The sequence below is a fragment of the Bradyrhizobium sp. USDA 4452 genome, from assembly GCF_054063575.1.
Genome location: NZ_JBSSGK010000001.1, coordinates 8,249,818 through 8,269,435, shown reverse-complemented (window position 1 = coordinate 8,269,435; position 19,618 = coordinate 8,249,818). Strand labels below are relative to the sequence as shown.

General features: G+C 66.3%; 18 protein-coding genes and 1 tRNA gene. 8 read left to right on the top strand and 11 right to left on the bottom strand.

The annotated features are described in order from the left end of the window. Positions 1–77: 77 nt before the first annotated feature. Complete coding sequence (gene mgtE, locus ACVISU_RS39050; RefSeq protein ID WP_050399806.1) at positions 78–1,499, bottom strand: magnesium transporter; 1,422 nt, start codon at positions 1,497–1,499, stop codon at positions 78–80. A gap of 84 nt (positions 1,500–1,583) precedes the next feature. Here mgtE and ACVISU_RS39045 point away from each other — a divergent pair, with 84 nt between their 5' ends. Both ACVISU_RS39045 and ACVISU_RS39040 read left to right on the top strand, forming a co-directional pair. After that, positions 1,584–2,399 (top strand): polysaccharide deacetylase family protein, encoded by an 816-nt coding sequence (locus ACVISU_RS39045; RefSeq protein WP_456710485.1) that lies wholly within the window; start codon positions 1,584–1,586, stop codon positions 2,397–2,399. Positions 2,400–2,494: 95 nt separating this feature from the next. After that, positions 2,495–3,871 carry a polysaccharide deacetylase family protein gene (locus tag ACVISU_RS39040; protein WP_456710484.1) on the top strand — a complete coding sequence of 459 codons (1,377 nt, stop codon included), beginning with the start codon at positions 2,495–2,497 and terminating at the stop codon, positions 3,869–3,871. 13 nt (positions 3,872–3,884) lie between these two features. Here the strand turns inward: ACVISU_RS39040 and ACVISU_RS39035 are convergent, their stop codons facing one another. Continuing rightward, positions 3,885–4,259: a hypothetical protein gene (locus tag ACVISU_RS39035; RefSeq protein WP_456710483.1), complete on the bottom strand. Its 375-nt coding sequence runs from the start codon at positions 4,257–4,259 to the stop codon at positions 3,885–3,887. Between the two features lie 233 nt (positions 4,260–4,492). Here ACVISU_RS39035 and ACVISU_RS39030 point away from each other — a divergent pair, with 233 nt between their 5' ends. The 3 genes from ACVISU_RS39030 (at position 4,493) to ACVISU_RS39020 (ending at position 11,476) form a co-directional block, all read left to right on the top strand. Next, positions 4,493–7,651 (top strand): hypothetical protein, encoded by a 3,159-nt coding sequence (locus ACVISU_RS39030; RefSeq protein ID WP_456710482.1) that lies wholly within the window; start codon positions 4,493–4,495, stop codon positions 7,649–7,651. Then, positions 7,648–9,318 carry an SWIM zinc finger family protein gene (locus ACVISU_RS39025; RefSeq protein WP_456710481.1) on the top strand — a complete coding sequence of 557 codons (1,671 nt, stop codon included), beginning with the start codon at positions 7,648–7,650 and terminating at the stop codon, positions 9,316–9,318. Before ACVISU_RS39030 ends, ACVISU_RS39025 begins: the two co-directional genes overlap by 4 nt. A gap of 352 nt (positions 9,319–9,670) precedes the next feature. Next, positions 9,671–11,476 (top strand): reverse transcriptase family protein, encoded by a 1,806-nt coding sequence (locus ACVISU_RS39020; RefSeq protein ID WP_456710480.1) that lies wholly within the window; start codon positions 9,671–9,673, stop codon positions 11,474–11,476. Positions 11,477–11,701: 225 nt separating this feature from the next. Here the strand turns inward: ACVISU_RS39020 and ACVISU_RS39015 are convergent. Beyond that, positions 11,702–11,786 (bottom strand) — tRNA-Leu (locus tag ACVISU_RS39015). Positions 11,787–11,879: 93 nt separating this feature from the next. After that, positions 11,880–12,125 (bottom strand): FliM/FliN family flagellar motor switch protein, encoded by a 246-nt coding sequence (locus ACVISU_RS39010; protein WP_021080574.1) that lies wholly within the window; start codon positions 12,123–12,125, stop codon positions 11,880–11,882. Positions 12,126–12,185: 60 nt separating this feature from the next. On the opposite strand from ACVISU_RS39010, the gene lipB reads away from it, so the two are divergent. Continuing rightward, positions 12,186–12,914: a lipoyl(octanoyl) transferase LipB gene (lipB, locus tag ACVISU_RS39005; RefSeq protein ID WP_456710479.1), complete on the top strand. Its 729-nt coding sequence runs from the start codon at positions 12,186–12,188 to the stop codon at positions 12,912–12,914. Positions 12,915–12,917: 3 nt separating this feature from the next. Here the strand turns inward: lipB and ACVISU_RS39000 are convergent, their stop codons facing one another. Then, the gene (locus ACVISU_RS39000; protein ID WP_456710478.1) at positions 12,918–13,343 is read right to left on the bottom strand and encodes a tautomerase family protein; all 426 of its coding nucleotides are present in this window, start codon (positions 13,341–13,343) and stop codon (positions 12,918–12,920) included. A 114-nt stretch (positions 13,344–13,457) separates the two neighbouring features. On the opposite strand from ACVISU_RS39000, the gene ACVISU_RS38995 reads away from it, so the two are divergent. Continuing rightward, positions 13,458–14,315 (top strand): LysR family transcriptional regulator, encoded by an 858-nt coding sequence (locus ACVISU_RS38995; RefSeq protein ID WP_456710477.1) that lies wholly within the window; start codon positions 13,458–13,460, stop codon positions 14,313–14,315. A 20-nt stretch (positions 14,316–14,335) separates the two neighbouring features. Here ACVISU_RS38995 and ACVISU_RS38990 read toward each other — a convergent pair whose 3' ends face one another. The 4 genes from ACVISU_RS38990 to ACVISU_RS38975 form a co-directional block, all read right to left on the bottom strand. Further along, the gene (locus ACVISU_RS38990; RefSeq protein ID WP_456710476.1) at positions 14,336–14,668 is read right to left on the bottom strand and encodes a hypothetical protein; all 333 of its coding nucleotides are present in this window, start codon (positions 14,666–14,668) and stop codon (positions 14,336–14,338) included. Positions 14,669–14,771: 103 nt separating this feature from the next. Beyond that, a complete protein-coding gene (locus ACVISU_RS38985; RefSeq protein WP_456710475.1) occupies positions 14,772–16,208 on the bottom strand; it encodes a TIGR01777 family oxidoreductase in 1,437 nt (478 codons plus the stop codon). Next, entirely contained in the window at positions 16,205–16,870 is a 666-nt protein-coding gene (locus ACVISU_RS38980) for a DUF4166 domain-containing protein (protein WP_456710474.1), read from the bottom strand. The genes ACVISU_RS38985 and ACVISU_RS38980 overlap by 4 nt, the downstream gene beginning before the upstream one ends. A 26-nt stretch (positions 16,871–16,896) precedes the next feature. Further along, on the bottom strand, positions 16,897–17,454 hold the full coding sequence (locus tag ACVISU_RS38975; RefSeq protein WP_456710473.1) for a GbsR/MarR family transcriptional regulator: 558 nt from the start codon (positions 17,452–17,454) through the stop codon (positions 16,897–16,899). A 170-nt stretch (positions 17,455–17,624) separates the two neighbouring features. Here ACVISU_RS38975 and ACVISU_RS38970 point away from each other — a divergent pair, with 170 nt between their 5' ends. After that, positions 17,625–18,437 carry a class I SAM-dependent methyltransferase gene (locus ACVISU_RS38970; protein ID WP_456710472.1) on the top strand — a complete coding sequence of 271 codons (813 nt, stop codon included), beginning with the start codon at positions 17,625–17,627 and terminating at the stop codon, positions 18,435–18,437. On the opposite strand, the gene ACVISU_RS38965 is transcribed toward ACVISU_RS38970, so the two are convergent. Continuing rightward, positions 18,434–18,733: an acylphosphatase gene (locus tag ACVISU_RS38965; protein ID WP_456710471.1), complete on the bottom strand. Its 300-nt coding sequence runs from the start codon at positions 18,731–18,733 to the stop codon at positions 18,434–18,436. The genes ACVISU_RS38970 and ACVISU_RS38965 overlap by 4 nt on opposite strands. Next, positions 18,730–19,596 carry an isocitrate lyase/PEP mutase family protein gene (locus ACVISU_RS38960; RefSeq protein ID WP_456710470.1) on the bottom strand — a complete coding sequence of 289 codons (867 nt, stop codon included), beginning with the start codon at positions 19,594–19,596 and terminating at the stop codon, positions 18,730–18,732. Before ACVISU_RS38960 ends, ACVISU_RS38965 begins: the two co-directional genes overlap by 4 nt. Between the last annotated feature and the right edge of the window lie 22 nt (positions 19,597–19,618).

Genomic DNA, 19,618 nt, shown 5'->3' with positions numbered 1-19,618 from the left:
CCCCTTTGGAGATAGGAGCATCATCCGCCAACCGCGTTAAGGCGCGATTAACGATAAGCGAGCCCGCGGGCGCCGGCTTACTTCAAGCCGAACCACAGCGTGGCGATGCCGAGGAACGAGAAGAAGCCGACCACGTCGGTGACGGTCGTGACGAAGGTGCCGGAGGCCACCGCCGGGTCGGCCCGCACCCGTTCCAGCACCATCGGGATCAGGATGCCGCCGAGCGCGCCGGCGACCAGGTTGCAGATGATGGCGAGCCCGATCACGAGGCCGAGACCGGGGATCTTGAACCAGGCCACCGCGGCAACGCCGGTGATGACCGCAAAGGCGATGCCGTTAACCAGCCCGACCATGGTCTCGCGCAGCACCACCCGCATCGCGTTGAATGCACCGAGTTCGCGGGTCGCGAGCGCGCGCACCGCGACCGTCATGGTCTGGGTCGCGGCATTGCCGCCCTGGCTGGCCACGATCGGCGCCAGCACCGCGAGCGCCACCATCTTCTCGAGCTGGCCCTCGAACAGGCCGAGCACCGAGGATGCCAGGAACGCGGTGGCGAGATTGACCAAGAGCCAGTTGAAGCGGCCGCGGGCAATGGTCCAGACCGTGTCGGACAGCTCTTCGGGATGGGTGACGCCGCCGAGCGCCTTGAGGTCCTCGTCGGCCTCCTCCTCGATCACGTCGACGACGTCGTCGATGGTGATCACGCCGACCAGCCGATCGGTGGTGTCGACCACCGGAGCTGCGACCAGATTGTACTTGCCGAACATCCGCGCGACCTCTTCCTGGTCCTCCAGCGCAGAGACCCGGCGGCGGTCCTCGTCGATCAGGTCCTTGACCGGAACGGGGCGGCGCGCGCGCAGCAGCACGTCGAGCGCCATCGCGCCCAGCAAGTGCCTGTCGGCGTCGACCACATAGATCTCGTAGAAGCGCTCCGGCAGATCGGGCGTGTCGCGCATGTAGTCGATGGTCTGCCCGACATTCCAGTCCGGCGGCACCGCGATGAACTCGGTCTGCATCCGCCGGCCGGCGGAATTCTCCGGATACAGCAGGCTGCGCTCGATGTCCTCGCGTTCGGCCGCCGGCAGCTTCTCCAGGATCTCTTCCTGGTCCTCCTCGTCGAGGCTCTCCAGCAACTCGACGGCGTCGTCGGATTCGAGCTCGCGGACGCCCTCGGCAACGGTCTCCGGCTCGAGTTCCTCGAGGATCTCCTCGCGGACCGTCTCGTCGACCTCGTTGAGGGCCGAGAAGTCGAAATCCGCGCCGGTGATCTCGACCAAGGTGACGCGGTCGTCCGGCTCCAGCGCCGCGATCAGGTCGCCGAGATCCGCCTCATGCAGTTCCGCCACCACCTCGCACAGCAGCGGTCGGTCGGCGGCATGGATCGCCCGGGTGATCCCAGCGACGAATTCTGGGCGGAGCTGGCCTTCCTCGTCCCGCATCGGCATCCCGGCGAGCGGGTCGGCCTCGGCGGGTTCGGCAACGTCGATATTCTCGGCCATGCCGTGTTTCGCCGGTTTGACAGGAGGAGAAAAACTGGTTGGATGAGTGCGGAACGGATTACCTAATCGGTGGGGGCCAGTGCAATGAGAAAGATGTCGAGCGCACCGCGACCGATCCTCAACATTGTCGCGGCGCTGATGGCGCTCGCACCTGTTGCAATGTTCAGCTTGGCGCAGGCCGCCGAATGCCCACGCAAGGACGCGCTCGGCACCTCGCGTGTGCTCGAGGTCGACCCTGCGACCTATCCGCGCGTCGGGCTGAAGAGCTTTCCGCAGACCCTGCCGCTACGGGATGGCGAGGTCGTGCTGACCTTCGACGACGGACCAACACCTGGCGTCACCGACAAGGTGCTGTCGGCGCTGGCAACCGAATGCGTGCAGGCCACCTTCTTCATGGTCGGCCGCAATGCAGCCGATCATCCCGACATGGTCCGGAAGATCGCACGGCTCGGCCACAGCATCGGCTATCACAGCTGGGACCACCCGCATCTCAACAAGATGCCGACGGACCAGGCCGAGGCGAACATCAATCGAGGGATCGAAGCGGTCCAAATCGCCCTGCGCGGCACCGCGAGCACGGTCCCGAGCACGCCGTTCTTCCGGTTCCCCTATTTCGAGTCGACGCCCGCCCTGCTCGAGCGCCTGGAAAAACGCCGTATCGCGGTGTTCGGAGCCGATTTCTGGGCCAGCGATTGGAACAAGATGACTCCCGAGGAGGAACTCAAGCTGCTCACCGGGCGGCTCGAAGGCCACCGCAAGGGCATTATCCTGCTGCATGACCCGCAAATGCGGACCGCCGAGATGCTCCCTGCTTTCCTAAGATACCTGCAGGAGCATAATTATCACGTCGTCCACATCGTGCCGGCCGCGATGAAGACCGTGTCCGACCGGACACGTTGAACCCGGCACCCAAGGTGGATTACAGACCGTTAAGGTGGCATTCATGGGGCCGTCCTTAAGGATTCGTCAGTGCGTTCGGAATACGGCCGAGATTGATGATTGCAAACGCTGTGGTGATGATCCGGAAGCGGTCGCGGACCGTGATGGGCGCGGCGCTACTGGGCTGCTGCTTCATGACGCCGCAGGCCGGTCTCGCCGCGGATTGCCCGGGTAACCCCAACGCACTCGGCACCTCGCGGACCATTGTCGTCGACCCCAGGGAGCATCCGCGGATCGGCACCATGCAGTATCCGGAGACGCTGCCGCTCGCCGACCACGAGGTGGTGCTGACCTTCGACGACGGCCCCCTGCCGAAATACAGCAATCAGGTGCTGGCCATCCTCGCCAGCCAGTGCGTCAAGGCGACCTTCTTCACCATCGGCTCCCAGGCCCGGTTCAATCCGGAGGGCGTGCGCAAGCTGATCGCCGCCGGGCATACCGTCGGCACGCACAGCCAGAACCATCCGTTGACGATGAACAAGATGCCGCTGGAGAAGGTGCGGCAGGAGGTCGACGACGGCATCGCCTCGACGCTCGCGGCGCTTAACGGCGACAAGAGCAAGCTGGCGCCGTTCTTCCGGATCCCCGGCCTGATGCGCGCCGAGATCCCCGAAGCCTATCTTGCGTCACAGGGCATCCAGGTCTGGAGCGCCGATTTCCCGGCCGACGACTGGCGCCACATCTCGCCGCAGCGGGTCTACGATCTTGCGATCCAGCGGATCGAGGCCAAGCACAAGGGCATCCTGCTGCTGCACGACATCCAGCCGCGCACCGTCGCGGCCCTGCCGCGCATCCTCAACACGCTGAAGGAGCGCGGCTACCGCATCGTCCATGTCGTGCCGGCAACGGCTGACCGCCCGGCGACGCCGACCGAGCCGCAGCAATGGTTCATGCGTCCCCCGACCGAGACGGTCGCGATCACGCGCTGGCCCCAAATTCCCAACTTCGTGTTCACCGCAACGCGGACGCTGCCGGCCCCGGTGCTTGCCGACATGGATTGGCGCGACGCCGAAATCCTCGATCACGCGCAGCGCGCGCGCGTCGGCGCATCCGTGCGCACGCAGTGGCCGCAGCCACAGCTTTCGCAGCCCGCGCCGGTCTCCACGCTGCCCACCCCCGCGGCGGACGTGTTTCGCGTTCCCGAAGCGCTGGACCTGACCCTGCTCGCGGCCCGCACCGCGGCCGATCGCCGCCTCGCACGGCGCGCGGCAACCGCCCCCGTGGCCGGCGCACCGCGCGCGCAGGCGATCTCCACGGGTCAGACGAGGCATCCGAGGCAGGCTGCGCATCAGATCCCCGCTGCGGCTCCGGGCCAGCTTCACGGCGCGCCCTTGCGGGTTGCACCGTTGGCCGCAAGCAATGCGTCGCTCCATGTCGCCAAGCGCACCCCGCGCGCCGAGGCCTCGGCGGCCAGCAAGCGCATGCCGGACTAAATTAGCGCACGACCTAGCTGACCACGATCTTGGCGACGCAGAGCAGGATCACCAGCGCCAGGAAGAAGATGTCGATATAGGATTTGATCTCGCCGGCATGCCTGAGCTCGGTGACATCGGCGACGATCTGCTTGCGCGAGGCCACCGCATTGGGCCCCTCACCGGCCGCAGCCGCGAGCCGCCGCGTCTCGCCTTCGAGGCGCTCGATCCGCTGGAAGAAATAGAACGAGCGCAGGCCCGAGAGGGCATGCATCGTTGCATAGACCAGGACCAGGATCGCGACCGTCGCGCGCTGCTCATATTTCTCCAGCAGGTTGAGCGTGAAATAGACCAGTCCCAGGAACACGAAGTTGGAGAGGCTACGGTAGGCGTAGCTGGCAAAGATCATCAGGCACTCCGGGTGGGCCGCGCGATCGGAAGAGGCAGCCTGTGGTCGGCAGCGACATACCAGCAAGGCCATGCATCCGCTACTCTACCCGATCGGTGTTACAGGACGGCATCGACCACAGCTTCACGTCACCAGCCGGCTCGACCAGCATGGCTGGCGCGCGGGTCGTCGGCCCATTGACGCGGCGCGGCCGGCTTGCGATGTAGGCGGCCCCGGACATCCCAGGGTGGTCAATGCAAACCGTTCGTTCCGTTCGCCTCTGGATGAAGGAAGGCAGATCTGACAAGCTCTATGAAGTAGATTTGGTCGATCTGGAACGCGCCGACAGCGACGCACGATATCTCGTCAATTTTAGATATGGCCGCCGCGGCACCTCGTTGAGGGATGGAACGAAGACTCCGTCGCCAGTTACCCGCCCGAACGCCGAGAAGCTGTTCGACAGTGTCGTCGTATCCAAGATCAACGATGGTTATCGCCGCATCGACGGCGACGCTCCAGCGCTGACCGTTCCCGACGCCGACGTCGATCCTACCGGTCGCGACACGGAACTGCTCAGGAAGCTCGCGATCTGCGCGCGCAGCTCGTGGCCGGAGAAGGAGCGCGACCGCCTGTTCTGGCGCCTCGGCGTGATCCGGCTGACCGCCGCCTATCCCCAACTCGCCGCCTTCGCCGAGAAGATCGGCGCGACCAACGCGAGTTACAGCCTCGTGTATGCGCTGGCGCGCTGTGGCGGTGCGGACGCCGCCGATCTGTTGCGCAGCTGCGCTGACCACAACGTCAGCCCGGTGACGCGCGACTACGCCGCCTATGCCCTCGCAAGCGACCTGATGGGCGCGCGGCAATCGTCGCCGCGGCGGTCGCTGCCGCGAACCACCGATGCAGCAGCGACACGCGATATCGAGACGGCGCTGGCGAACGGCAATGGCGCGGGCCTGACGCAGGCCCTGCTCGCGGCGAACTCGGCGCAACCGGGCTTCGCCAATCAGTTCCTCATTGCCTTCGCCCACCACGCGCTCGCGGACGACTCCGCGCGCAAGACGCTGCTCGCGGCCGTGCATGCGATGAGCCCGCGGCCGCCCTACATGCAGGTGCTGCGGCGCCTGTTCAAGTATGCCGATCTCACCGACGACGGCCCGCTGTTCGCCGCGACTGCACGGCAGTTCGAGCTGGCTACGCCGATGTATTATCGCGGCCGGGTCCACAACGACCGCGTCTGGGTACCCGGTTCGCGCCAGGCGATGAAGCTCAGCGAGGAACAGCACAGCGCGGCTCCGCGCATCGCGCTGTCCGACCAGACCCTGTTCTACTTCAAGCGGCGCGCCTGGCGCATGCTGCGCAAGCGCGCCGAGCTCGGACAGGACGCCTTCACGGCGATGGCGAGCGAACTCCTGCTCGCCTTCACCGACGCCGACGGCATCAAGCCGGCGACGTGGACCGAGCATGTCCGCATCGACGGCAGCTTTCGTTCCGTTCCCCATTCCGCCGAGGCGCTGAGCCGTGTCTGGAGCGTCAGCCACCTGCTCTATGCCGGGAGCCAGACCAGCCGCTTCAATGACAAGGCTCTCACCCATCGCCATGTCGGCACGCGCACGCCCGTGCAGCGCGAGGAAGCCTTCCCCGCGCTATGGGATGCGCAGCCGCAGCGGCTGCTGCGGATCGCGACGCTGGCGCGCAATCATGCGGCCGCGCGCTTCGCGGCAGGGGCGCTGCGGCAGGGCCCGCCGCGGCCCGATGCGATGGATGTGGCTGCGATCGGCGGCCTGCTGGCCTCGCCCTATCCCGAGGTCAGTGCGCTCGCGGCCACGATCGCGCGGCGCCTGATCGATGCCGGCAAGGCCGATGCGGCATTGATCGCCGCCCTGCTCCAGGCGCCCGCACCTGACATGCGCGACCTGGCCATCCGTGCCATTGACGACCGCCCCGACTGGCCGTTTGCCGATGCCGCCCTCGCACGCGCCGCGCTGACGAGTCCGGACGAGCACGTGCAAGGCCGTACGCGCGGCTGGCTGCGCGACCGAGCGCCTTCACGGGACCAACGCGCTCGTGCGACGGAAGCGTTCGCTGCCTGGCTCGCACAATTGCCGGCCGAACTCGACGACACGCTGCGCGCCGGCCTCGCCGCGGCTCTCGCGCTGCTGCCACAGCTCTGGCCTGATCGCGACTGCCCGCTGCAGCCGGAGGTGATCGAAAGTCTGACCGGCCACGCCAGCCCTGACGTGCAGGCGGCCAGCATCCAGCTGATCGCGGTGACACCGACGCGGCCTGACGACCTGCCGACAGCGTTCTGGCTGGCGATCCTGCAGGCCGACGCGCCGGAAATTCGTATTGCCTCGATGAGTCTTCTGGCACGGCTCGACGACGCCGCGCTCGCGCAACATCGCGATGGCATCGCATTGGCGGCCACCGGCGCTCACACAGGGCTGCGAGCGGCCGCGCGGCCGCTCGTTGCGCGCCTCGCGGCGACCGATGAGGCCTTCGCCATCCGGTTGCGCGATGCGTTGATGGCCGGCTTCTTCCGCACTGAGCCGGTCGAAGGCCATGCCGCCGACATGGTCACCCTCTTCGTCGAGGCCTTGCCGCAGGCAGCGGCTGCAATCGACGACGGGACGCTGTGGCGCCTGCTGCAGGCGCGCGCGGCCGGCGCCCGCATGCTGGGCGCAAAGCTGCTGGAGAGCCGCGACGCGTCGCGCTTCTCGGTCCGTCAGCTCGCCCGCCTCGGCAACCATTCGTTCGCCACCGTGCGCCGCTTCGCGCTGCACGCGTTTGCGACCGACGAGCCCCGCTTCCGCGCCGACCCACAAAATGCCGTGCTGCTGGTCGAGAGCGAATGGGACGATGTACGAACCGTCGCAGTGAACCGCCTCACGGCATGGCCCAGCAACGCGCTGCCGGCGGCGGCGCTGGCAGTGATGGCGGACTCGACCGTGCCTGCGGTGCAGGACGGCGCTCGCCTGCTGCTGCGGCGCAGCCTCGCTGACGGCGATGTCGCCGAGGTGCTGGGGCGCGTATTGGAGCACCCCTCCGGCAGCTTCCATCTCTTCGTCACCGAGCTGATCACAGGCGATTCGCTGGCGGATGCAGCGATCTTCGCCAAATTCCTCACGCAGGCCCGCATCATCCTGATGCAGATCAACCGCGGGCGCATCGCCAAGGACCGGATCTTCACGGCGCTGCGCAACGAGGCGCTGGCGCACCGGGACCGCGCCGCCGCGATCGCGCAGCTGCTGCACGACTTCACGCTCAGCGTGACTCTGCGCGACAAGGCGCCGGCGCTGATCATCCTGCGCGACATCGCGCATGCCTGGCCGGATCTCACGCTGCCCGTCACCGTGGCGCGCGCCGGCCGGACGTTGCCGGGCGGCGGCTCGCAAACCAGCGGAAACGCCGCATGAATTTCGCATATCGGTTTCTCGGCAGCACCAGCGCCTCGTCCGATGCCGCCTCGTCGTCGTTCGCCTTCGCGCCGGACACGCTGCGCCAGCCGACATTCTTCACCGGCAAGGTCGCACGCCATCTTGCGTTCCGCGAGGCGATCTCTGCACTGCATCATGTCGTCGTGTCGGACTTGCGCTTCAAGCCGCGCGACCGTACCGCCTATTTCGAGTGGCTGAAGCAGAACGAGGCCAATTTCCTCGCCGAGGCGACGGCGCAGTCCGCGGCGCTCAAGCCGCGCATCGCGGAATTGCAGGACCGCATCCGCGGCTTCGACCGCGAGCGCGATCGGCTGATGAAGCCCTTCTGGGCCGCGCGGCAATCCTATTTCAACTACCTCTACAAGCAGAACCGCGATGCCTGGATCGTGCTCGACCCGGTGATCACGGTGCATCCCGACGAGATCTTCTTCGAGTGCTTCAGCCTCGACGAATCCAGCTACGGGCGGCTGTCGTGCGACCACGACGTGTTCGAGAGCCTCGGCGAGATGGCGTTCGGCACCACCAATATCGACTACAGCCACGCCCTCTACGACGAATTCCAGAAGATCCGCTCCTATCGCGACACCACGCTCACCATCGACCCGTCCGGATTCGAGGTGCAAACCGGCGACGACCTCGACTTCCGCGAGGAAAAGATCGATCTGCCGGACAGCTGGGTGCGCGGCTTCCTGCAAGTGTCGAGCGCCATGACCTTGCCGGCGCATGTGTTCGACCTGCATCCGGTGGACATGGCCAATATCCTCACCCGCCTCGCGCAGAGGAAGGAACAAGCCGGCCCGCGCTCGCTGCGCTTCGTGCTGAAGCCGGATGCGCCGGTGGAGGTGGTCATCGAGCCGTGGCACGACCGGCTCACCTTCCGCCGCTCGATCTATCGCGGCAAGTCACCCGCCGAGGTCCGCATCTGGGGCCGCCGGCGGCTTGCGATCCTCGGACGGGCGCTGCCGCTGGCGCGGTCGGTGCGGGTGCATTTGACCGGGACCGGCCTGCCATCGTTCTTCGTGGTCGACTTCGGCGGTCTGCGCTTCACGCTCGGCCTGTCCGGCTGGACCGCGAACGACTGGTCCTCCGCCGGACAATTCGACCTGCTCGCGCCACGCCACAGGATCGACAACGACACCGCCCAACGCGTTTTCGCGGCGCTCGGCAAGTCGCATGCGGCGACCGCCGCTGAGCTGGCGCAGCACACCGGCGTCGACCAGGCGCTCGTGCATGCGGCACTGACGGCCTACACCCAGGCCGGCCGCGTGATGTTCGACCTCGACAAGTCGCTGTACCGCCTGCGCGAGCTGACGCGCGAGCCGCTGTCCCCCGCCCAGTTGCGCTTCGCCAGCGCGCAGGAGGAGAAAGCCGATCGCCTGATCAACGCCAACCTCGTGACGATCGGCAATATCGATCGCAACCATGGCGTTCGCGCGATCAACGGCAGCGTGCTCGACAACGCCCGCACCGAGCAGGTGAATCTCGTCATCGACGATGACGACCGTCTCGTCGAGGCGCGGTGCAGCTGTCATTTCTACGGGCACAACAAGATGATGCGCGGCCCTTGCGAACACATGCTCGCATTGCGACGGATATTCCATTCGCAAGTCGAGGGCGTCGCCCAGGACGGGCCCGCCATCGCATGAGTGACATGAGAGCTGCCATCCGCAGAGCCGGCTTGAACCGGCCACGACAATTCGCGTATCACTGCATTCGGAAGGGCGCAGGCCGGTCAGGACCTTGCAATCCGGGCGGCGTATCGCCGTCCTTGCACCATGACCACGCACGCGTCACTGGCCCGATCTCCACTGGGCCGGGGCAGTCCACCCGTACGCAATCGCAGAATGGGTTCCTTGAACCCAATTGCGTACGGGTGAACGCCCCGGCGTCGAGTGGATCGATCCAGTTCTTAGAAGAGACGAAGGCAACCCGGCCTGCGCCCTTTCCGATCCCCCTCCGCAAGACCGCCGCCGCCCTCCTGAGCGGAGGGCTGGCCGCATGAACGAGACCGTTGCTCCCGGCACGCTGACGCGTCAGGAACTCTACGACCGCATCCGCCAGTCGTCGAAGGACGAGGTCATCCTCGAAGAGATGATCCGGCTCGGTTTCTGGCCCGACGGCGAAGACGCGCCTGCGCCGGCCGCGGACGTGATCCGCGCCCGCGCAGACGCGATGCGCGAACTCACCGAGTTGCAGCGTCAGAACGCCATGCTCGGAGATCCCGAGCGGGCGCTGAAGGAGATGCACAAGCGCCGCAAGGCCGAAGCGATGGCGCGGCGGCAGGAGACCAAGCGTCGCAACGCGGAGGCACGTCAAAGCCGGGCCTTTGCCTGGTATGATCGGCGCAAGCGCGACGTGCTCTATCTCGGCGAGGACGTCTCGCCCGGCCTGCATAACCGTACGACCGCCACGCCGTTGCATGACGGCCTGCCTCCGCTCGCCGATGCCAAGGCACTGGCTGACGCGATGGGCATAACGCTGGGCGAATTGCGCTTCCTCGCCTTCAACAGAAAAGTGGCGTCGGTCAACCACTATCAGCGCTTCACGATCCCCAAGAAGAGCGGCGGCGAGCGGTTGATCTCGGCGCCGATGCCGCGTCTCAAGCGCGCGCAATATTGGGTGCTGGACAATATCCTCGCGCGGGTGCCGCTCCATGATGCCGCGCACGGCTTTGCAGCGCAGCGCTCCATCCTGACCAGTGCACGCAACCATGTCGGCCGTGACGTGGTGATCAATCTCGATCTCAAGGATTTCTTCCCGACCCTGACCTACGCGCGGGTCAAGGGCCTGTTCGAGGCGCTCGGCTATGCTGAAGCTATCGCGATTCCGCTCGCGCTGTTGTGTACCGAGCCAATGGTCGACGAAGTGACGCTCGACGGTGAACGCCACTTCGTCGCCGACGGCCGCCGGCTGCTGCCGCAGGGCGCGCCGAGCAGCCCGGCGATCACCAACCTGATCTGCCGCAAGCTCGACCGACGTCTTGTCGGGCTCGCGCGCACACTTGGCTTCGCCTACAGCCGCTACGCCGACGATCTGACCTTCTCCGGCTCGGGCGAAGCCTTGAAGAAGATCGGCACCTTGCTCAAGGCCGTGCACGGCATCGTCGAGGCCGAAGGGTTCAAGGTCCATCCCGACAAGACGCGCGTGATGCGCCGCTCGACGCGCCAGGAGGTCACCGGCCTCACCGTCAACGAGGCGGTAGCCGTGCCGCGCGAGCTGCTGCGCCGTTACCGCGCCGTGCTGCAGCAGGTCGAGCGCCACGGACCGGCCGGCAAGCACTTCGGGCCCGGCAAGGACGTGATCCGGTCGCTGCTCGGCTTCGGCCATTTCGCCGCGATGGTAGATCCGGAAAGCGGCACGCCGTTATTGCAACGAGCACAGCGCCTCGCCGCGCAATATCGATCCGTCCCTTCTGCGCGGCGCCCGACGCGCACCGCATTCCGCAAGGCCGCAGCCGCCGGCCAGACGCCGCCGGGCCGGCAATGGAATCCCGCCGAGCGGCCGCCGCCACCGCCGGACCCGGTGCTGGTCGCGCTGGCACGACAGGACGAAAAGAAGCGGACGGCGCAAGCGCGCACCGCAGCGCCGGTCTCCCCGCGCATGCCCAATGTTCCGCCACCGCCAGCGAGCGTGACGCGCGCGGTGCAGGCTGCGGCCCCGTCGGCACCAAGCGGGAAAAAGCAGCCATGGTTCATTACGGCACTGGTCATCGTCGCGGCACTCGCCGTCCTGCCGTTCCCTGGCGGCCCCGCAATCGCCGGCGCGATGCTGTTTCTTTACTTCAGCCGTTGGTGGAAACGGTGAACGACCGCCCCGTCGCGTCGATCTTCGACCAGCCGACGAAGGACGGAAGATAGCGAGTCCAGGGGGAGAATCGCCGGGGGTGATTCACCTGGGCGGGCGTCGTTATGGTGGGCTTCCGCGCAGGACGGAAGCGGACCTGAACTCCACCGTTCGACGTTGCCCCACATCCCGAACCGGGAGCATGGGCGCTAAAACCGCAACAATTTCAATTGGAAATTCCAAGTGTGGTGCGCTCGGAGGGACTCGAACCCCCACGGTGTTACCCACTGCCACCTCAAGGCAGCGCGTCTACCAATTCCGCCACGAGCGCTAAGGATGTCGGATGGAACCCTAAGGCGCCGCCGCATCGAGGGGGCCATGTAACAAATCACGGATGCAGGGACAAGGCGCTTGATGCGTGAAATTAACTGCGAACCCCGGGAGATTTCGGCAGCATTTGCTTGACCTCGACCGCAATCCGGTTGCGATCGACCAGGACGACGCCGCTGGCCACCGGCAGGTTGTTGGCGAGGATCTTGACCTCGTCGGCCTCGGTGGCATCCAGTTCGATGATGGCGCCACGGGACAGCCGCATGACCTGGTGAATCGGCATGGTGGTGGTACCGAGAACCACCATGAGATCGACGCTGACTTTATCGAGCGTGGGCACTTCTGAACCGCCGAACCGGAACTAAATTGTGGTTTCACCTGACCACGTTAGGGTTAGCTAATGGTTAACGACCGCCAACGCCTCGATTTGACGACCTTTGCGCACCCTGTGGGCGGCCAAGCGGTCGAGTGGCTGATCGCGGACGGTCAGGTGCCCTACCCCGATTCTCTCGCCGCAATGGACGCAAGGGTGGCGGCGATCGCCGCCGGCTCAGCACCTGAACTGGTGTGGCTGCTTGAGCATCCGCCGCTCTACACATCCGGTACCAGTGGCAAGCCCGACGATTTGCTTGCCCCGCGCTTTCCGACCTTCCAGAGCGGCCGCGGCGGCCAGGTCACCTATCACGGCCCGGGCCAGCGCGTTGCCTATGTGATGCTCGACCTCAAGCGGCGCAGGCCGGACGTGCGCGCCTACGTCGCCTCGCTGGAGGAATGGATGATCCGCACGCTCGCCGCCTTTAACATCCGCGGCGAACGCCGCGAGGACCGCGTCGGGGTCTGGGTGAAACGCCCGGATAAAGGCCCAGGACATGAGGACAAGATCGCTGCGATCGGCGTCAGGCTGCGCCGCTGGGTCTCGTTCCACGGCATCGCGATCAATGTCGAGCCCGACCTCTCGCACTTCCAGGCCATCGTGCCATGCGGCGTCGTCGATCCGCGCTATGGCGTGACCTCGCTGGTCGATCTTGGACTGCCGGTCACGATGGCCGATGTCGACATCGCGCTCCGGCAGGCATTTGCCGAGGTGTTCGGCGACACTACTGCGCGCCTGCCGGAAGCCACCGTGTAAGGCTCACGCCGCCTTCTGCGGCGCGACCTCAAGCTTGCCGGCGATGTAGCGGCGCTCCTGAGTCAGGCCGCCGAAGCCGTAGGCATCGCCCTTCACCTCGTCGACATGGGCGTAGCTCTCGGTGTGGAGCGGCCCGAGCAATTCGCCCATCCGCTTGAACAGCGCGGCGAGATAGGCCGCCTTCTCGTCCTTGGTGTTGGTGCCTTCGCTGACGTGGACATCGAGCCAGTAGCTCGCGAGCCCTTGCTCGGCGAGCGACTTGCCGCCGGCGAACCAGTCGGCGGCATCAGCGGACTTGACGATGATCGCGGTGACCTTGGGGTCTTTTTGCAAAATCCCCGCGGTCAGATCCGACACGGCGGCGGCGATGTCGGACTTCAGCGACGGCCTCTCGCGGGAGGTCGCGTAGGTGACGGTGATGAGCGGCATGATCGGTCTCCTTGAATTCGGTCGGCGCGGTCAATCGCGCCGTCTTTAGCTAGACCTTTTCGCATCATCTTGGTATCTTATCTATATGTATAGCAATGATAACGATCTTTGATCATGACCGCGACGCTCGATATCGACACCGTGCAGGCCTTCCTCCTGGTCGCTGAGCTGCAGGGCTTCACCCGTGCTGCCGAGGCGCGCGGCACCACGCAGGCGGCGATCAGCATGAAATTGCAGCGGCTCGAGACCGTACTCGGCAAGCGGCTGGTCGAACGCTCGCCGCGCGCGGTGCGGCTGACCGCTGACGGCGCGGCCTTCCTGCACCACGCCCGCGCGCTGATCGAGGTGCATGACCGCGCGCTGTCCGGCGAGAAGCCGGCGCGGCAACAGCTCACACTCGGGATCAGCGATCACGCTGCGGGCGCGGAGCTGGTGCCGCTGCTGGAACGGCTGCACGCGATGGCCTCGCAGCTCGCACTTTCCGTGAACATCGGCTTCTCGCGCGAGATGCTTGACGCCTACGATGCCGGCGAGCTCGATGCCGTGATCGTCCGTCAGGAAGGCAGCCGTCGCGGCGGCGAGAAATTGGCCGAAGACGAATTCGGTTGGTTCGCCGCCAGGCGCTTCGTCTGGCCGCGCGGCGATGCGCTGCCGCTCGCTACACTGGCGCCGCCCTGCGGCGTGCGTGCGCTCGCCGTGCGCTCGCTCGACAAGGCCGGCATCGAATGGACCGAAAGCTTCGTCGGCGGCGGCGTTACGGCGGTAGCGGCTGCCGCGCTCGCGGGCCTTGCGGTTGCTCCCCTCGTCCGCCGCATTGCGCCGCCGGGCTTGATCGACATCGGACCCGCGCACAAGCTGCCGCGGCTCGGCGCCTCAAAGGTGGTGCTGCATTCGAAGGTCAGCGATCCCGCGAAGCTCGCGGCGTTGCGGACGCTGGCTGCAACGTTCCGGAGCGTGGCGTCTGCGGCGTAGTGCGGCACAGCTCCCCGGCATCACAACGAATGCTCGGCGGCTTCGAGCTGTCTCAAGACAAACCAGTAAGTCAGGCCCGCGACAAATCCGGCGGCCGCAAACAGACAGACAAGTCCGGATGTCCAGACGACTGGAGACCGCAGCAGCACCGTGATACAAAACGCACCGATCGTAGCGCCTGTGCCGGCAAAGAACCCGGCGCCTCGGATCTGGAACTGCTCACTTAGCCAGATCGCGATAGCTGCGGGAACCGCGGTCAGCAGACATGTGGTGACAAAGACTAGAAACGAGGGAAGCAGAAGCGCGATGGCGCCTCCCAGCAGCCTCATGATGTCGCCGCCGGATGCGACCATCAGGAGCGTCTGAGCAACGCCGGAGAGAACCGCAGTTGCCGCTCCGCATCCAGCGAGCCAACTTCCGAATGCGCGGGAACAAGTGCTCGACATCTCGCCCTCCTCACAAGATCGCCTCGAATGCGCTACGCAAGGTTTCGTGCCGGAACACGAAGCCGTTGCTCAGCGCCTTGTTCGGCAGCACGCGCTGACCGCCGAGCAACAGCTCGTTGGCAAAGTCGCCACCGACGGCACGGAGCAGCGCGGCGGGCACGCGGAAGATCGCGGGCCGGTGCAGGCGCCGTCCCAACTCTTCGGTGAATTTCGTGTTGGTCACCGGGATCGGCGCCGTCGCGTTGATCGGCCCTGAGAGCTCCGGCTTCGCGATCACATGTGCGATCAGGCGCACCAGATCGTCGCGCTCGATCCATGACATCCACTGCTTGCCCGAACCGAGCGGTCCGCCGAGACCGAACTCGAACGGCGTCAGCATCCGCGCGATGAACCCGCCATCGGTGCCGACCACGAGACCGATCCGCAAATACGCCACGCGCACGCCGTGATCGGCGGCCGGCTTCGCCGCGTTCTCCCAGGCCTCGCACAGTTCGTGGCTGAAGCAGGCGTGGGATTTCGCCGACTCCGTCAGCACCTGGTCCTGCCAGAGACCGTACCAACCGATCGCGGAGCCGCTCACCAGCACCGACGGCTTGCGTTCGAGCCGCGCGATCAGCCTGACGACGTCGGCCGTCATGTCTATCCGCGAGGCGATGATCCTGCGCCGCTTGGCCTCCGTCCACAGACCGTTGCCGATCGGTTCGCCTGCGAGATTGACGACGGCGTCGATCCCTGTGCCGGCAGGCAACTGGTCGAGGCTCGTAATCAACGTCACCGGCGGCGGCAGCATCTCGGCCTTTGCCGGATTGCGGATCAGCGCGATGACCTGATGACCCGACACAGCGAGACTTGCGACGAGACGGCTGCCGATGAAACCGGTCGCGCCGGTGACGAGCACGATCTGCCGCGCCGGGAGTTTCTCGACCAGGGCGGCGGCCGGCCCGTTGGACATCCGTCCCAGCCGCCTGGCGGCGGCGAAGTCACGCACAGCGAACAGCGCCGCGCCGAAGGCCGCGGCGGTTGCGAACAGGCTAAGCAGACCCGCATAAGCCGGCGCCACAGCCGTTGGCAGCATCGCCCAGCCGATCAGGACCGGCACCAGCAGCACGAGGATGGCGCCGTAGTTGATCGCGAGCAGCGTGTGATTGATCCGCTCGCTCGGCGGTAGCTTTCGGCTCAAATCCTCTTCCACGAAATCCATCAGCGTGATGACAACCTCGATGACCAGCACGGCCATGATGGCCAGCGCGAGAATGCCGTGCACCTCGAGCCAACCGAGCACCAGGAACAGCAGCGCATAGAGCATGTTGCGCACGCTGTGCAGCTGCAGCTCATGGCGCTGCGACGCCCGCCACGCCAGCCGTTCGGTGAATTCGTGGTGATAGAAGGTGTCGAAGGCGCCCATCGCGATCTGGATGGCGACCAGGGTCCAAAGCAGCGGCGTCATGACGAAGCCTGCCTGAACACGGCGGACTGACGGATCAGCCGGCCGAAACGCGGGTGGATGATCTCCAGCGTGAAGCGGAAGTCGCCGCAGCCGAGATCGGAATGGGTCACGGTAAGATCGCCGGGCGTGAGCCAATCGGGCAGCGGCAAGCGAAACGGACCGAACTGCAACGAATAGCCGACGCTGTGAAATACCAGCGCCTCGTGCTCGACCGCGATGCGCAGCGCCATGCTGACGCCGAAGCCGACATACTCCTCGAGCCCGGTCGGCCCGGCAAAGCGCTTGGCGGAACGGATCACCTGCGGAAAGCCGTCGCGGCGCGCGCAGATGCGGGTCCAGATCTGGCCGCCGCTCGCGGCGTCCTCGGTGACCGTGACGATCATGGGCACACGGGTCTGGGTACCGGTCGGAAGTGGGCCGCCGATCAGCCGCGCGGCCTGTGCCAGCCACCAGCCGGCGCGGCTGCTCGAGGCCTCCTCGACCTCACCAACATAGACGACGGTGTTGCCGTCCTCGAACCGCTTCGAGAAGCGCCGCCAGATCGCGACCGGCAGGCGGCCCCAATCCTCGTCGGACAGCAATGCGCGGAAGCGATGATCGTCGAGCAGTTTCGTATCGGAAGCCGGCGCTGTCTTTAAGGTGGATATCCTTGCTGACGTCATCGCACACTCCCGTTACGCCGTCGCCCCTATTTGGCTCTGCCTGTGGGCAGGAAACTCACGATCTTCTCGCCGAGCTTGACCAGCGCGACCAGGCGCGGCCGCGGCACGTTCAGCATCTGCGTGTACCAGCGGTCGACCAGCTCGGTGAATGTCAGCATCTCCTTCAGCCGCTTGCTGGCGAGCGGGCTGATGGCGGGATCGTCGGCCGCGTCGGAGACGCAGGCGCGCAGCGCCGCCAGCGCCGGATCGATCTCGCGCTCCTTGCGCCCGGCGGCGATCTTGGCTGCGACCTCCCAGATATCGGTCTCGGCCTCGAAATGGTCGCGGCGATCGCCGAGGATCGGCACCCGCCGGATCAGGCCCCAGGACAACAGCTCCTTGATCGAGTTTGAGACGTTCGAGCGCGCCATGCCGAGCGTGTCGGCGATGTCCTCGGCGGTCATCGGCGCCTCGGCGAGATAGAGCAGCCCGTGGATCTGGCTGACCGAGCGGTTGACGCCCCATTCGTCGCCCATGTCGCCCCAATGCAGGATGAAGCGCTCGACAGCGGCAGGAAGTTTCTTCTTGGCGGTTATTTCTGTCATGACAGAAATATCAGACAATTCGGAGCAGAAGTCAAGAGCTCCGGCCGGCTGCAGAACAGGCGTCGGGGCACACCATTCGAGCCATTGGCCGGAGCGGCTCGCTGGTCCATATTTCGGTCGCGGCTTCCGCCCGTGATGGCCCGGCCACTCGCCTTTTCGAGGGAACGCATATGACAGCCCCCCTTTCCGACAAGGTCTTCGCCGGATCGGTTCCACAGCTCTACGACCGGCTCATGGTGCCGATGATCTTTGCGCCCTATGCCCGCGACCTCGCGCAGCGCATCAAGGGCCACCGGCCGCGCGACCTGCTGGAGATCGCGGCGGGCACCGGTGCCGTCACGACGGTCCTGGCTGCGGAATTGCCCGATACGACGATCACCGCGACCGACCTCAACGAGCCGATGCTGGCGCAGGCGAAGACGCACCTCGCGGGCAAAGCGAACATCAAATGGCAGCAGGCCGACGCGCTGTCACTGCCCTTCGGCGATGCGAGCTTCGACATCGTCGCCTGCCAGTTCGGCGCGATGTTCTTCCCCGACCGCGTCAAGGGTTACGCCGAGGCGCGGCGTGTGATCAGGCCCGGCGGACGGTACTTCTTCAATGTCTGGGACAAGATCGGGGAGAACGATTTCGCCGACGTGATGCAGCAGACGATGTTCCGGGTGTTTCCGAGCAACCCGCCGCAGTTCATGGCTCGGACGCCGCACGGCTATCACGATCCGGCACGGATCCGCGCCGACCTGGCCGCTGCAAGCTTTCGCGACATTGCCATCGAGCTGGTCGCCCATCGCAGTCTTGCCGGCTCGGCACAGGATGCCGCCATCGCCTACTGTCAAGGCACGCCGATGCGCGGTGAGATCGAGGCGCAGGGTCAACCGGACCTCGAGGCTGCGACGCAGCGCGTGGCAGAGGCGTTGGCACGCCGCTTCGGCAACGGTCCTATCGAGGGAAAGATTCGGGCGCTGGTGATCTCGGCGGCTTAGAGCGTCGGCAGGAAAGCGAACCGCTCGCCTGCCCCGCGCAGGTTCAAGAGGTCGGGCGTGCCGGCATCTGCCTGAACGCTGTCGACGTGCGCCGAGAACGGACCGCGCCGGCAGGCCGCGATCATGTCGGCCACAACGTCATCGGGACCTGCGAACACCGCCTCGACGCTGCCATCGCGGCGGTTGCGGACCCAGCCTTCGAGGCCGCGCACGCTTGCCTGCTCGTCGACCCAGGCGCGATAGCCGACGCCCTGTACGCGCCCGCTGATGGTGACGTGGCGGATGACGTCGCTCATTTCTTCAGGCCGAGGAACTCACCGCTGCGCGCCTTGGTCTCCGCCTCGCGCATGACGCGGCCGGTCAGTTCGGACGAGGCGATGCCCTTGAGGTGCTTCGGCGAAGTGCCATCGCGCAGCGCCTTCAGCGTCTCATAGACGGCCTGGGTTGCGGCCGCGAACGGCGCGTGGCCCTGCAGCGCGATCCTGACCCGCTGGCTCGCCAGATAATCCAGCGCGGTCATCTCTTCCGGCGCGCCGCCGAGCACGATCGGCAGCGTCGTCGCGGCCGAGAGCGCCTCGAGCTCGCCGCGCGACTTGACGCCGGTGAAGAACAGCCCGTCGACACCGACCGCCTCATAGGCCCTGGCACGCGCGATCGCGTCGTCGAGATCGGTGATCGACGCGGCGCCGGTGCGGCCCAGGATGACGAGCGACGGATCGCTGCGGCCGTCAAGCGCGGCCTTCATCTTGCCGACGCCTTCCTCGCGCGAGATCAGCTGCGGCTTGGCCTCGCCGAACGCCTGCGGCAGCAGCGTGTCCTCGATAGTGAGACCGGCCGCACCGGCGGCTTCCACCTCCTGGACGGTGCGGCGGACATTGAGGGCGTTGCCGTAACCGTGGTCGGCATCGACCAGCACCGGGAGGGTCGAGGCCCGCGACATGCGGCGGATCTGCTCGGCGAACTCGGTCAGCGTGATCAGCGCAATATCGGGATCGCCGAGCACGGCGAGCGAGGCCACCGAGCCGCCGAACATGCCGAGCTCGAAGCCGAGATCCTCCGCGATCCGGATCGAGGTCGCATCATAGACCGAACCCGGGCGGATGCAGGTTGATCCGTTGAGGATCGATCGCAGTGCTTCGCGGCGCTTGCGAAAGGCCATGGTGCAGTCTCCATCCGCGTCA

What these genes read in the sequence shown, in the direction of transcription:
- mgtE (WP_050399806.1), bottom strand. Translation starts at nt 1,499, where the DNA reads ATGGCCGAGAATATCGACGTTGCCGAACCCGCCGAGGCCGACCCGCTC.
- ACVISU_RS39045 (WP_456710485.1), top strand. Translation starts at nt 1,584, where the DNA reads ATGAGAAAGATGTCGAGCGCACCGCGACCGATCCTCAACATTGTCGCG.
- ACVISU_RS39040 (WP_456710484.1), top strand. Translation starts at nt 2,495, where the DNA reads ATGATTGCAAACGCTGTGGTGATGATCCGGAAGCGGTCGCGGACCGTG.
- ACVISU_RS39035 (WP_456710483.1), bottom strand. Translation starts at nt 4,259, where the DNA reads ATGATCTTTGCCAGCTACGCCTACCGTAGCCTCTCCAACTTCGTGTTC.
- ACVISU_RS39030 (WP_456710482.1), top strand. Translation starts at nt 4,493, where the DNA reads ATGCAAACCGTTCGTTCCGTTCGCCTCTGGATGAAGGAAGGCAGATCT.
- ACVISU_RS39025 (WP_456710481.1), top strand. Translation starts at nt 7,648, where the DNA reads ATGAATTTCGCATATCGGTTTCTCGGCAGCACCAGCGCCTCGTCCGAT.
- ACVISU_RS39020 (WP_456710480.1), top strand. Translation starts at nt 9,671, where the DNA reads ATGAACGAGACCGTTGCTCCCGGCACGCTGACGCGTCAGGAACTCTAC.
- lipB (WP_456710479.1), top strand. Translation starts at nt 12,186, where the DNA reads ATGGTTAACGACCGCCAACGCCTCGATTTGACGACCTTTGCGCACCCT.
- ACVISU_RS39000 (WP_456710478.1), bottom strand. Translation starts at nt 13,343, where the DNA reads ATGCCGCTCATCACCGTCACCTACGCGACCTCCCGCGAGAGGCCGTCG.
- ACVISU_RS38995 (WP_456710477.1), top strand. Translation starts at nt 13,458, where the DNA reads ATGACCGCGACGCTCGATATCGACACCGTGCAGGCCTTCCTCCTGGTC.
- ACVISU_RS38990 (WP_456710476.1), bottom strand. Translation starts at nt 14,668, where the DNA reads ATGGTCGCATCCGGCGGCGACATCATGAGGCTGCTGGGAGGCGCCATC.
- ACVISU_RS38985 (WP_456710475.1), bottom strand. Translation starts at nt 16,208, where the DNA reads ATGACGCCGCTGCTTTGGACCCTGGTCGCCATCCAGATCGCGATGGGC.
- ACVISU_RS38980 (WP_456710474.1), bottom strand. Translation starts at nt 16,870, where the DNA reads ATGACGTCAGCAAGGATATCCACCTTAAAGACAGCGCCGGCTTCCGAT.
- ACVISU_RS38975 (WP_456710473.1), bottom strand. Translation starts at nt 17,454, where the DNA reads ATGACAGAAATAACCGCCAAGAAGAAACTTCCTGCCGCTGTCGAGCGC.
- ACVISU_RS38970 (WP_456710472.1), top strand. Translation starts at nt 17,625, where the DNA reads ATGACAGCCCCCCTTTCCGACAAGGTCTTCGCCGGATCGGTTCCACAG.
- ACVISU_RS38965 (WP_456710471.1), bottom strand. Translation starts at nt 18,733, where the DNA reads ATGAGCGACGTCATCCGCCACGTCACCATCAGCGGGCGCGTACAGGGC.
- ACVISU_RS38960 (WP_456710470.1), bottom strand. Translation starts at nt 19,596, where the DNA reads ATGGCCTTTCGCAAGCGCCGCGAAGCACTGCGATCGATCCTCAACGGA.